Here is a 12,114-nt window from a genome sequence, read left to right as displayed (position 1 = left end):
CCTGTCAAAGTATATGGGGTCTGTATTCTCATATAATTTAGTAGTATATAGGTATAGTTTAAAGTTATATCAAAATGATTTTTTGATCGTAAAAGTTATTGTCGATGAAGTTTTTATGTACTTAATGTTAATCTTAATGTTTCACGTGAAACAATTTGTTAAATATAATCTAATAGTTTGTGATGAGTATATAAGTATATTAATATTAGTATAGTAAATTACATTTCGTATATTATTGTTATATATAATGTTACCGATCAAAAGTTGATTACTTTATACCTTTCGCTAATGGTGTTGTTCTATAAATAAAAAAGATGATATAAAATAATTTTGTGTATATTTGTCTATTGGTATAGATTTATATTAATATGATAATTTTTTACTGTAAAATTTTTTATTAATTTTATAACTTAATTTTTGCGTTAGATTTTAATCCTTAAATGTTTCACGTGAAACATTTAATCGTAAAACTTATAAAACATTTGATGTAATTTTTCTTATTTTGTGTTGTACTATATAGTAAAGGAATAAATTGCTATGTTTCACGTGAAACAATAAAAAATAAGTGTTGTAATTATATTAATGAAGTTATTTACCTATAAGTTTATGTGCGTAATATAAATGTAAGTGGGAAAAATGTAGTAGATAAATAAAATAATATAGTAGATAAAAAATTAATGAGAATTTGATTTATAAATACCGTAATTAGCATTGTTTTATGTTATAATGGAAAAGAAATATTTTGAACGAAGATGTGAGGTGAATTAAGTGGGCAAAGTTATAGCTATTACTAATCAAAAAGGCGGTGTTGGTAAAACTACAACATCAGTAAATTTGAGTGCTTGTTTAGCTGATGCAGGTAAAAAAGTATTACTGGTTGATTTGGATCCACAAGGTAATGCTAGTTCTGGGTTAGGTATTGAAAAGGATGATTTAGAGCTCTGTGTGCATGATGTTCTAATTGATGGAGAACCAATTGCTGATATTGTACAACCTACAATGCTTGAAAACCTATTTGTGGCGCCTGCAACAATTCAACTAGCTGGTGCTGAAGTAGAACTAGTTTCCGTTGTTTCACGTGAAACAATGTTGAAAAAAGCATTAGCGTCAGTAAGAGATACATATGATTTTATCGTTATTGACTGTCCACCATCTCTCGGGTTATTAACATTAAATGCCTTCACTGCTGCTGATAGTGTATTGATTCCGATTCAAAGTGAATTTTACGCATTGGAAGGGGTTAGTCAATTAGTTAAAACGATAACAATTGTACAACAAACATCAAATAAGGATCTTGAAATTGAAGGCGTGCTATTGACTATGTTTGATGGCCGCACAAATTTATCGATTCAAGTAGCCGATGAAGTAAAAAAATTCTTTGGCAATAAAGTATATAAAACAATTATTCCTCGTAATGTACGTTTAAGTGAGGCACCTAGTTATGGGGAGCCAATCATTGTATATGATCCAAAATCCAAAGGTGCTGATGTATATACGAAATTAGCTAAAGAGGTAATTAAAGCATCTAAAACTAAATAAGCACTAGAGATAAATAAGTATTAAAGCTCAATAAACACAAAAGCGAAGTAAGTACCTAAAGGTAATAAGTATCTGTTATATGTATGTATCTAATGCTAAGAATATTAGTTTTTGGTGGTTTGCGTGATTTACATATTTTAAATTTGTAAATATTTGTAAGGCCGAGAGAGGTTAGTTGTATGCCAAGAGAAATTAAAAGCAAAAAAAGCAAAGCGTCTGGATTGGGGAAGGGCCTTGAGAATTTAATGAAGGTTGACTCTGTAGAGTCTGTATTGCCTGAAAAGGAGATACATGAACTGCCAATTTCTGAGTTAGTTCCAAATGTAGATCAACCGCGTAAAAGTTTTGATGAAGATAGTCTAGCTACATTGGCTGAATCAATCAAGAATCTTGGTATTTTCCAACCGATTGTAGTTCGTAAACAAAAGAATAAATATCAAATTGTAGCTGGTGAGCGCCGTTATCGTGCTGCTATGATTGCTGGATTGAAAACAGTACCAGTTATTGTTAAAAAATATAATACCGAAGAAATGACAGAGGTTGCTCTTGTAGAGAACCTACAACGTGAAGGATTAGATCCCATTGAAGAAGCATTGGCTTATCAAGGATTGATGGATACTTATAAGCAAACGCAAGAAATGATTTCTGCTCGTCTTGGCCGTAGCCGTTCATATATTGCTAATATGGTTCGTCTTTTAAAATTATGTGATTCTGTACAAAAGGATCTTATCGAAGGTGATTTAACGGTTGGTCAAGCTCGTCCATTATTAGCGTTAAGAAGTGCAGCTCAACAAATAGAAGCAGCTGAACGTATTAAAGAGGGTGAGCTAAGTGCTAGACAAGCAGAGGCCCTTGTTAAGTCTATGCAAAATAAATCGTCTAAAGCAAAGACTGGTAAACCTCAAAATACGGCAGAGGTTCGTGCCCTAATGGACCGTTTAAAACTAAGCTTAGGGTCCCCTGTGAATATTAAATTCCGTGCAGGCAAAAAAGTACAAGGAAAAATTGAAATTGCTTTCTCCTCTGAAGCTGAATTAGAAAGACTTATTGCATATATGGATGGGCAAGATCAAACAGAAGATGCGGAAACAATAGAGTTTAGAGTATAATTGGCTAGCAAAAGCAAAAGCAAAAGCAAAAGCAAAAGCAAAAGCAATAGCAATAGCCGTAACACCAACAATAATAGTAACGATAATAGTAACAACAATAACAATAATAACAGCTATAGCAATTGCAATAGTCGTAATAGTAATAATAACAATCTGCAGTAAAAGTGTAGTCTACGGGCTGCGCTTTTACTGTATTCTAAAGAGATTATAATAAATAATATGATAAGTTATTAGATAATTTATCAGAAGCTTTATAATATATTTTGTAATATATGTGAAGGTTAAGTAACAAGGATAGGTTATGGAACAAACACCTAAGGCAAACCGCATACATATTGCCTTTTTTGGCCGTTGTAATGCTGGTAAGTCTACATTGATCAATATGTTAACTGATCAGCCTGTATCGTTAGTATCCGATGTGGCAGGGACTACAACAGATCCTGTAAGCAAAGCTATGGAAATCTTACCACTTGGCCCTGTGGTGATTACTGATACTGCTGGTATAGATGATACAACTGAATTAGGTGCATTGCGCATGGAGAAAACCGAAGAGGTCGTGAAAAAGATTAACTTGGCTGTTTATGTGCTTCGCACCGATGAAGAGCCAACCTCCGACGATATGCACTGGTTAGGTCTTTTGAAACAAAATAATGTACCTGTTGCACTTTTCATTAATGAGATTAATGCGGTGCCAAACAATTTAACGGAGTCTAAAGCTAGTATAGGCAGAGATATACTGGGAGAGCGTTATATAGCAGATCATACGGGTTTATCTGAATTGGTTACTGTCATTGGCTCTGCTGACTTCACATCTGATGCGAAACGATTAGAGTTGCTTGATCTACTCGGTGGGCTAACACCACTTGATGTAGAAGGGGAGCAAACTCTTTTACAAGGTTTAGTTGAAGAGGGGGATACAATCATTCTTGTATGTCCTATCGACAGTGCCGCACCAAAGGGGCGACTCATCTTGCCACAGGTACAGACTATCCGAGAAATTCTCGATCATAAAGGCTTAGCTTTAGTCTGCCAAACAGAAGAATTACCGGCTATGATTCACTCGCTTAAGAATCCCCCTAAAATGGTAATCTGTGATTCCCAAGCATTTGATCGGGTTGATGAGTTGACACCCGATTCGATTCCATTGACATCCTTTTCTATTTTGATGGCGCGGTTCAAGGGAAAATTACAGGATTTAGTAACTGGTGTTAAGGCTATTAAGAATTTGAAAGCTGGTTCCAAGGTACTTATCAGTGAAGGTTGTACACATCGTCGTCAATGCGATGATATTGGGACTGTAAAAATACCTAATCTTTTAAAAAAGCAAGGCTATACAGATTTACAGTTAGAATTCACTAGTGGGGGAGCATTCCCTAAGGATGTATCACAGTATGATTTGATCATCCACTGTGGTGCTTGTATGTTAACACGCCGTGAGGTGTTACGTCGTATAGAATGCGCTGTTGTACAAGGTACACCCATTGTAAATTACGGTGTACTCATAGCAGCTCTACATGGTATACTAGAACGAGCAATAAGCCCATTTGTTGACGAACTAGAGGGCTGATAAATAGCCTAATAAATAGCATTGTAATATGTATGTAACACATACATTTAGATATACATTACATACTTGCTATATAAATTGTTATATAGATATCGTTTATCTATATTAGATATATTAAATTAAATTGCATGCAGTCATTTAACTTTCACAATAGGAGTGGTATAATTAACTGTTGGAGTTTTGATGATTGTATAGGAAGGAAAATACATGTTCGAATCGATTCAACCGTGGATAGGCATGGTTACCATCGTTCTTGTTATAGTGTTATTCGTATATTGTGTAATCTTACACATTCGTTTAGGTAGCTTGAAAAAGAAATACGATTTCTTTATGCAAGGGGAGCATGGTGCGAGCCTAGAGCGTAAATTATCTGTAGAGGTCAGTGAAATTCGCGATGCTGCGAAAGGCCTTGAGTCCTTGTTATCCGAGCAAGTGGCAATCCGCAATATTCAGAGTAATACGATACAAAAAATTGGCTTTATTAAGTATAATGCCTTTGAAAATATCGGAAATGATTTGTCCTTTGCGCTTACCTTGCTAGATGGCAACAATAATGGTATCTGTATCTCTAGTATTTACGGTCGTAGCGAATCTCGTATTTTTAGTAAACCTATTGTGAAAGGTAAAAGTTTAGTAAGTCTTTCACAAGAAGAATTAGAAAGTTTGAACGAAGCGTTGGGTGAGCGTACCAATGAGGAAGCGTTGACGAGCGCTATCGTCTCGAAATAAGGAAGTTTTATGTTGAAAATACCGGTATTTATTTCAAACAAAGTTGAAAGAAATGGTGACAACTGCATATTGACATTAACTACCAAGCAAGCGAAACTCGTTGCCATTATTGGTTCTGTAGTATTGGTCTTGGCATTGGTACTCGGTATTTGGGGCATTGTGCGTCAAGCTGAGGTTGTGCAATTACGTCAACAAACGCAATTGCAATCGGAACAGTTGAAATTGTTACAACAAAAAACAGAGGTTTTGGATAAGAAAATTCAAAACTTAAATCAAATTAGTGAAGAAAATAAGAAAATGTTGAAGGGCGCTGAATCTGGCACATCAGCTCAAGGTGGCGGGGATGGTAGCGACCCAAAGCAGGAAGCCGCTGATAATAGTGAAGCACAGACGTTAACAGCGGCACAATTATCGGCTCGACTATCCAAAATGGATAAGGAAGCACAAAAATTGCTTGTTAGTTTCTATACGATGCGCAATATCCTTCGTGATGGTGGCGCACAAGATTTGATGGCATTACAATCCATCAATTTCTCCGCTGGTTCTGGTGGTGCTGTGAATAGTACGACCCCTAGTATTTGGCCAAGTAAGGGCGTTATTACATCTCCATTTGGTAGTCGTGTTGACCCTGTTACGGGTGCTATTGGTGCATTCCATGAAGGTATCGATATTGCTGATGACTATGGTTCCCAAATCGTGGCTACTGCGGCAGGGGTGGTAACCTTTGCGGGGTATACAAGCGGCGGTTATGGTAACCTCGTTGAAATCGATCATGGCAATGGCTTTGTTACCCGTTATGGCCATAATAGTGCCGTATTGGTAACGGTAGGGATGAGCGTGAAACAAGGTCAAACCATTGCTTTGATGGGTAGTACTGGTAAAAGTACGGGTGCTCACGTTCACTACGAGGTACGCCTTAACAATACGCCTGTAGACCCTATGATCTTCTTACCAATTAGCAATTAAAAATATAAAAGCTTATATAAGACCTAAAAAGAACTTGTTATGCGTGCATATGCGCTCATAGCAAGTTCTTTTTCTTTCCTTTTGTATATATATATTGTAAAATAAAAGTATATGAACGGAGGTATATCTATGAAGGCCTATGTACAAGTTTATACCGGCGAAGGCAAGGGCAAAACAACTGCCGCAATTGGCCTAGCCATTCGTGCCATCGGCGCTGGCAAGAAAGTCCTCTTCTTACAATTTATGAAATCTAAAGTATATAGTGAGCATACTATTTTACCTACCTTAACAAATTTAACCTTAGAAACTGTGGGCAAGCCATTCTTTATCATCAAAGAAGGCATGAAGAGTAAGGATGAACTTGCTAAATGGGGCGATGAAGTCGTTGTCTTTGAGTCTGGTAATCCTCCGAAGGATTATGTGGCTCTCATTGAAAAAGGCTATGAACGTGCACTCGCTGCGATCAGCAGTGGTGAGTACGACCTCGTTGTACTTGATGAGTACAATATGGCTCTCTTCTTTGAACTCATTACATGGGATAAAACTAAAGCTTTACTCGATGCTCGTCATCCAGAAACGGAACTCGTATTTACGGGCCGCGGGGCTCCTCAAGAATTAATTGATGAGGCCGATCTCGTAACGGAGATGAAAGAGATTAAACATTACTACCTACAAGGCGTAATGGCTCGAAAAGGCATTGAAAACTAATCATAGGAACACCTAAGGAGGTGATGTGGTTGAGTACAGTGGCTATTGTGGCCCTCGTTATTGTGGCCATCATTGTAGCACTCATCTTGACTATCCTACTGGCACCAATCACATATAGTATCGAAATTGATGGACGGACGCCATATCGTGGCGAACTGCGCATCAAATGGCTGTGGCGCGTATTTTCACTCCACTTAGCGTACATTCAAAATAAACCATTTTTTAAGGAACTATACGTTTTAGGTGTACTTAAGATCGGTCCTGTGAAAGACTATGAACAATGGCTTGAAAATCGTGTAGATGAAGAATATCAAAAGGTAATGGATGATGACGGCGACATGTCACAAGCAGAAGCTTTTGCAAAGGCTATGCAAGGAGGTGGACAAGGTCCGACTGCAAGCTCTAGCGGCACAAGCTTTGATGATTTGAAGAGCGCCCAAGGCTCCAATACAATCTTTGATGATGACGAATCACCAGGGGCGGGGAGCGCACCTAGGGCAAAGGAGCGCATTGAGCGACCTGATGCGGCTTCTAAGGATATGGATGCACAAGCTCGTGCTGAGCGGTATGATTCGATACAACAAGATCCAACGGCTCATATTCAAGATGATGATGAAGTAGTAAGTCATGTTACTTTCAATAGTGACGGATCTATCAAGGAAAAGGTATTTACAAAGGTAAATGATATTAAAACGACTGTGAAACAACGTTTTGGAAAGCCTGATCCCAATGATCCGGTAGCATCATTCAAGTCTGAAATTCCTACATTCTGGTTCATGAAACACTTGAGAAATACAGAGTTGTGGCGTCAGATATTCCTTGTGTCGAAACGATGCTATAATCACTCTAAACCACGTGATATGGCTATAGAGGGCCGATTTGGCATTGGCGATCCGTATCGGATGGGGCTTATTGCATCTATGTTGTATAGCATTTGGCCTGAGCAAGCAGAGTCTATTGAAATAGATTATGTGAACTGGGTAGCTGAAGGCAGCGGCCATATTAAAGGTCGTATGATTCTTGCCGTATTGGCGTGGTATGGTACTAGATTCTTGGTATCTAAACCTATGCGTTCCCTATTGGGTGAAAGTGCTCGTGTCTTCTGGGTTAAACGGAAGGAAGCAAAGCAGCTAGAAAAGCTAAAAGCCGAACAGGGGCAAACAGCGTAAGGATATATAATGTCAATTGAGTATATGAGCTGTATTATTATAGCTATAATAATAATACTTTCACAAAAAGCGGAGGTACTGTGATGGAGAACAGTAATGTAAAAGAGAATTTGGAAGTCCTATTCGAGAAGTTTAAAAATATGATTAAAGTGGAAACTGTAGTTGGTGAAGCTGTGCAAATCGGCGATACTACACTCGTTCCATTTGTTGATGTAACCTTTGGCTTCGGTACTGGTACAAACCACTGTACAGCCAATAAAAGCCAAGAATCTGGCGGCGGTGGCGGTGGTGCCAAGATGGAACCAAGTGCGATCCTTGTTATTAAAGGTGACCGCATCGAATTGTTCAACATTAAGGGCAATCCTTACAGCAGCAGCTTTGATCGTCTTATCGGTTTGGTACCTGATCTTGTATCTAAATTGAAATCCGATAAATACATCTATTTAAATGATGAACAATAATTCGGTGAATAATAAACCATTATTTGATGACAAATTATAAATAATTGGTGAAAGTCGAAATGCCCACATGTGTGTTCTGAATATGTCTGTATCGACTACTTTAAGGGTCTCAGAGTATGCTTGTGGGTATTATTTTAAGTTCTAATAACTTTCATAAGTAGTTCATAGGGCTTTATTATGCTATTTATCATAGTCTTGTGAAAGTTAGCAAGATTTGCTATAGTAAAAATAGTACACTATTGGATTGTATAGTGACACTTTTAATCGAGGAGGATTTCAGATGAAATTATCTAAAAAATTGACTACCTTAGCTATCGTTGGTGCTATGTCTGCTACTGCTGCAGTAGCAAGTGCTGCTAACATTGGCTTAGTAAATATGAGCCAAGTAGTAAATAGCTACCCTGGCTACGGTGCATTAGATATGAAAATGCAACAAGTAGACGCTCAATACCGTCCACAAATTGAAAAAAAAGTACAAGAAATTGAAAAAATTAAAGACTCTGCACAAGCAGAAGCAGAATTCAACAAAACTGTAGCTCCATTGCTTCAAAAAGAAAACGAAGAAATCAATAAAATTGCTCAACCTATGATGCAAGCAATTCACAATACTGTTGAAGCTATCCGCGTTGAAAAACAAATGGACGTAGTATTGGATGATCCATACACAATTCGTGCTGCTGACGCTAACAGCAAAATCGAAAACATTACTAACGAAGTAATTAGCCGTCTTAAAAAATAATAAGCACGAAACCCCCTAACTGAGGCATCAGCTAGGGGGTTATTTATTAAAATACATTTTAATAAATCCGATAAAGGAGTGAGATTTAATGAAAGATTTTAAAGCATTAGCCACAGAGCGGTATTCGGTTCGAAAATTCGATACTCGTCCAGTGGAGCAGGAGAAGGTAGATATGTTACTAGCAGTCGCTCGATTAGCACCTACGGCGCACAATTATCAGCCGCAAAGACTGCTTGTGTTAAATACTGAAGATAGCTTAAAGAAACTAAAAGATTGTACAAATGGTCATTTTAATGCACCGTTAGCAATTATCGTTTGTTACGATAATACGGTGAGCTGGAAGCGAGAATACGATGATGCCGATATGGGTGTTGTAGATGCTAGCATTGTGGGCTCCCACATTATGTTTACCGTAGCCGATATCGGTCTAGGTACAACGTGGATTGCTCACTTTGATCCTGCTAAAGTACGCAAGGCATATAACTTGCCTGATACTATCATCCCTGTAGCTATCTTCCCAATTGGTTACCCTCATCCAGACTGTGTTCCTGCACCAGGCCATACAAAACGCTTTGATGTGAGTGAATTTACAATCTATAATTCCTTTTAAAAGAATGTTTTTAGACTATGTATTACTCTATAAGTATTTAATAACTATGGATATAACTGAACTATTGAACAGTTATATAAAACTTAATAACTATATGATTTCTCTTTAATACATACTCCATATAAAAAGGACAGTTGCTTGTATCAACTGTCCTTTGGTATTTTATTCTGGTTTATGAATGAGGTTTACAACGAATTCGCTGTCTTCTACGAGTGTAGCTTGGATGTAGTTGTCGCCATTGAATTCCAATACTTGGCCTGGTACAAGTACATGCTCTTCAGTTTCATTAAGGAACACTTGTACTTTACCTTTTACAACTGTAAAAATGACATTAGCTTCAGGGTGGTTATGTTTTTCCACCTTTTCACCAGTCTTGCCGCCTTTTTTTACGATTACATAGTTAGGGCCTTGGAATAATAAGCCTAATTCTTGATTAACTGTGCCTGCCATAATAGACCTCCTAATTCTAGCTTTTTATGTTCTGAAAGCTTACGCTAACACTTAATTTTACATTGTGTAATTACCTTATGATTATATTATAAATGATATTGTTTATCAATGCTGTACCTATAGCTACAGTTTTGAAAAAAATATGTATCATTCAACATTGTATGCTTTTTTACCTATATTGAGCAAAATAGGGTGAAGTAAATGCTGGTAGATTGAATATATAAAGAACAATTGAATATATAAAGATCAATTGAATATACAATGATACATTTACTATATAAAAAACGAACGTAAAGTGTTACGTTCGCTTTTTTGCCCGTTTTCGTTCGTTTATAGTCCCTAAACAAACGAAATGTTATGTATTTATTATTTATTTTTTCTTAATTGTATATAAACGTGTGCCGTTTTCTTCAGTCGTTACAAGTTCAAAGGCTGGATCGATAGCTTTCACAAAAGCTTCGAACCATGTTTGGTAAGCTAATGCCATGAACTTAGGGTCAACGCCCGCTGTACGCCAGTAGCCTGCTTGTAATCTGTGGTCACCAACCCATGTAAACTCGTCTGGACTTTCAGAAACCACTTGGTCACCACCATCGCAAGGCATGCCATTTACGTAGAAGTTTTGTAATGCATTGTAAATCGCTGGTGCAGTGTGTTCTTCAAGGCTGTCTTGAGCCACAACGCCACATGCTTGGCCTTGTACTGCAAAGGCATCGAGGATAGCGGTTACTACGTGTACTGCTTCATCGCCAGAATTTGTGTCGAGCATGTCTTTGATGAAAGCCGCTTCGCGAACGGAAGCAATGTTGATTTGGTTAGCTAACCAGCCGTGAATATTGCCGTGGTCGATGATGTTTTCCAAAGGAATGCTTGGATTGATTGGTTCGCCGTATGTATCTACGGAGATGGAGTGTAGTTCCTCCGCCAAATCATCAACAACTTTAGAAGTTTTTTCTAAAATCAAATTTTCACGCTCAACAAGCAATTGAATTTTGCGATATAACCAGTAATGGATGTGACCTAAGAATGCGGACATATTAAGCTCCTTTTCGTGCTGTTTCTAATTTCTCTACTAAATCGTATACATTAAAACCGTGGATTTCTGCGGCTTGCCATAATGGCTCAGCTGTTGCAGATGGGCAACCTAGGCAACCCATACCAATACCTTGTAATACAGGTACAACATTTGGATAGGTTTCAACGATGTCGCGAATAATTGTGTCTGGAGTGATAGGGGCACCTGCTTCGAGGCGTGGTGCTTCCACTTCAGGATCGTTACCTTGACCTGGTAAGAACACAGCTGGTTCTTCGGACTTGCTTTCAGCTGGAGCCCCTTCGAGGTCGTCCAATACAGCTGCTTTGAAAGCCTCTAAACCAATGCGGTCGATGAATTCGCCCATGCGTTCGATTTGTGCGTTTTCTTTATAGTATGCGATGATTCGATCAACTAATGCAAGAGCTTCTTTTTCTGTTTTAACTTCTGCGATGAGGTCGCCGATGCGAGGATGCGCGCCGCCGCTACCGCCAGCGTATACATTCCAACCTTCTACAGTACCGATAACGCCCACATCTTTCATGCGGCTTTCAGTACAAGAATTTGGACAACCGGACACGCCGATTTTCATTTTGCTTGGCATTTCAAGGGACAAGTACTTGCGTTCGATTTGCATGCCAAGATGTACGCTGTCTTGTTTAGCGCGTTTACAGAAGGTAGTACCTGGGCAGATTTTTACGCTGCGTACGCGGTTGGATACAGTGTACGCTGGCTCCATGCCAAGCATCTCCCATGCTTTATCTACGTCTTCTGCTTTCAAATTTGTAATCATAATGCGTTGGCTGCCAGTTAATTTAAGAACGGCGCCGAACTCATTCGCTACGTCGATATATTTTTGTAATTGATCAGGTTGAATGAAACCTCCTGGAATGCGAGGTGTAATTGCATAACGGCGTTGGCCGTTTTTAATGCGTTGTAAATTTGCTGCAATTTGTGCCATGATAAATCCTTTCTCGAGCCCTCTCTGCGGAGAATAGTGGCTAAAACTACTTAGTTAATCTATAAAACTCTTT

Annotated in this window: 13 protein-coding genes; 10 read left to right on the top strand and 3 right to left on the bottom strand. The window is 38.1% G+C overall.

The window, feature by feature from the left end; translation table 11 throughout:
- Window positions 1-768 precede the first annotated feature (768 nt).
- The 10 genes from ACLRYO_RS05795 to ACLRYO_RS05750 all read left to right on the top strand — a co-directional run bounded on the left by ACLRYO_RS05795 (window position 769) and on the right by ACLRYO_RS05750 (window position 9,597).
- Window positions 769-1,539, top strand: a complete 771-nt coding sequence (locus tag ACLRYO_RS05795; protein WP_004698040.1) for a ParA family protein — start codon at window positions 769-771, stop codon at window positions 1,537-1,539.
- A 179-nt stretch (window positions 1,540-1,718) separates the two neighbouring features.
- Window positions 1,719-2,648: a ParB/RepB/Spo0J family partition protein gene (locus ACLRYO_RS05790; protein WP_118091170.1), complete on the top strand. Its 930-nt coding sequence runs from the start codon at window positions 1,719-1,721 to the stop codon at window positions 2,646-2,648.
- 301 nt (window positions 2,649-2,949) lie between these two features.
- Complete coding sequence (hydF, locus tag ACLRYO_RS05785) at window positions 2,950-4,215, top strand: [FeFe] hydrogenase H-cluster maturation GTPase HydF (RefSeq protein WP_195213403.1); 1,266 nt, start codon at window positions 2,950-2,952, stop codon at window positions 4,213-4,215.
- A 207-nt stretch (window positions 4,216-4,422) separates the two neighbouring features.
- A complete protein-coding gene (locus ACLRYO_RS05780) occupies window positions 4,423-4,944 on the top strand; it encodes a DUF4446 family protein (protein ID WP_004694397.1) in 522 nt (173 codons plus the stop codon).
- 9 nt (window positions 4,945-4,953) lie between these two features.
- On the top strand, window positions 4,954-5,910 hold the full coding sequence (locus ACLRYO_RS05775; RefSeq protein WP_413084732.1) for a peptidoglycan DD-metalloendopeptidase family protein: 957 nt from the start codon (window positions 4,954-4,956) through the stop codon (window positions 5,908-5,910).
- A gap of 129 nt (window positions 5,911-6,039) precedes the next feature.
- Window positions 6,040-6,618 carry a cob(I)yrinic acid a,c-diamide adenosyltransferase gene (locus ACLRYO_RS05770; protein ID WP_004694402.1) on the top strand — a complete coding sequence of 193 codons (579 nt, stop codon included), beginning with the start codon at window positions 6,040-6,042 and terminating at the stop codon, window positions 6,616-6,618.
- Window positions 6,619-6,647: 29 nt separating this feature from the next.
- Window positions 6,648-7,787 (top strand): hypothetical protein, encoded by a 1,140-nt coding sequence (locus ACLRYO_RS05765; protein ID WP_316604328.1) that lies wholly within the window; start codon window positions 6,648-6,650, stop codon window positions 7,785-7,787.
- An 83-nt stretch (window positions 7,788-7,870) separates the two neighbouring features.
- The gene (locus ACLRYO_RS05760) at window positions 7,871-8,248 is read left to right on the top strand and encodes a GerW family sporulation protein (RefSeq protein ID WP_004698027.1); all 378 of its coding nucleotides are present in this window, start codon (window positions 7,871-7,873) and stop codon (window positions 8,246-8,248) included.
- 280 nt (window positions 8,249-8,528) lie between these two features.
- Window positions 8,529-8,987, top strand: coding sequence for an OmpH family outer membrane protein (locus ACLRYO_RS05755; protein WP_004698051.1), 459 nt, complete (start codon window positions 8,529-8,531; stop codon window positions 8,985-8,987).
- Between the two features lie 88 nt (window positions 8,988-9,075).
- Window positions 9,076-9,597, top strand: coding sequence for a nitroreductase family protein (locus tag ACLRYO_RS05750; RefSeq protein WP_413084731.1), 522 nt, complete (start codon window positions 9,076-9,078; stop codon window positions 9,595-9,597).
- 162 nt (window positions 9,598-9,759) lie between these two features.
- Here ACLRYO_RS05750 and ACLRYO_RS05745 read toward each other — a convergent pair whose 3' ends face one another.
- The 3 genes from ACLRYO_RS05745 to ACLRYO_RS05735 form a co-directional block, all read right to left on the bottom strand.
- Window positions 9,760-10,047: a DUF1637 domain-containing protein gene (locus ACLRYO_RS05745; RefSeq protein WP_316691973.1), complete on the bottom strand. Its 288-nt coding sequence runs from the start codon at window positions 10,045-10,047 to the stop codon at window positions 9,760-9,762.
- A 370-nt stretch (window positions 10,048-10,417) separates the two neighbouring features.
- Window positions 10,418-11,083 carry a hypothetical protein gene (locus ACLRYO_RS05740; protein ID WP_295817300.1) on the bottom strand — a complete coding sequence of 222 codons (666 nt, stop codon included), beginning with the start codon at window positions 11,081-11,083 and terminating at the stop codon, window positions 10,418-10,420.
- A gap of 1 nt (window position 11,084) precedes the next feature.
- Window positions 11,085-12,041: a DUF1858 domain-containing protein gene (locus tag ACLRYO_RS05735; protein ID WP_413084729.1), complete on the bottom strand. Its 957-nt coding sequence runs from the start codon at window positions 12,039-12,041 to the stop codon at window positions 11,085-11,087.
- Window positions 12,042-12,114: the final 73 nt, after the last annotated feature.

Source organism: Veillonella parvula (assembly GCF_047241225.1).
In the GTDB taxonomy this organism is placed as follows: domain Bacteria; phylum Bacillota; class Negativicutes; order Veillonellales; family Veillonellaceae; genus Veillonella; species Veillonella parvula_O.
The sequence above is the reverse complement of the archived record's forward strand: the minus strand, read 5'-3'. Positions and strand labels throughout refer to the sequence as shown.

Bases quoted from the DNA above. Each gene is read 5' to 3' on its own strand.
- ACLRYO_RS05755 (WP_004698051.1), top strand. From the start codon at position 8,529: ATGAAATTATCTAAAAAATTGACTACCTTAGCTATCGTTGGTGCTATG.
- ACLRYO_RS05735 (WP_413084729.1), bottom strand. From the start codon at position 12,041: ATGGCACAAATTGCAGCAAATTTACAACGCATTAAAAACGGCCAACGC.
- ACLRYO_RS05780 (WP_004694397.1), top strand. From the start codon at position 4,423: ATGTTCGAATCGATTCAACCGTGGATAGGCATGGTTACCATCGTTCTT.
- hydF (WP_195213403.1), top strand. From the start codon at position 2,950: ATGGAACAAACACCTAAGGCAAACCGCATACATATTGCCTTTTTTGGC.
- ACLRYO_RS05745 (WP_316691973.1), bottom strand. From the start codon at position 10,047: ATGGCAGGCACAGTTAATCAAGAATTAGGCTTATTATTCCAAGGCCCT.
- ACLRYO_RS05740 (WP_295817300.1), bottom strand. From the start codon at position 11,083: ATGTCCGCATTCTTAGGTCACATCCATTACTGGTTATATCGCAAAATT.
- ACLRYO_RS05750 (WP_413084731.1), top strand. From the start codon at position 9,076: ATGAAAGATTTTAAAGCATTAGCCACAGAGCGGTATTCGGTTCGAAAA.
- ACLRYO_RS05760 (WP_004698027.1), top strand. From the start codon at position 7,871: ATGGAGAACAGTAATGTAAAAGAGAATTTGGAAGTCCTATTCGAGAAG.
- ACLRYO_RS05775 (WP_413084732.1), top strand. From the start codon at position 4,954: ATGTTGAAAATACCGGTATTTATTTCAAACAAAGTTGAAAGAAATGGT.
- ACLRYO_RS05770 (WP_004694402.1), top strand. From the start codon at position 6,040: ATGAAGGCCTATGTACAAGTTTATACCGGCGAAGGCAAGGGCAAAACA.
- ACLRYO_RS05790 (WP_118091170.1), top strand. From the start codon at position 1,719: ATGCCAAGAGAAATTAAAAGCAAAAAAAGCAAAGCGTCTGGATTGGGG.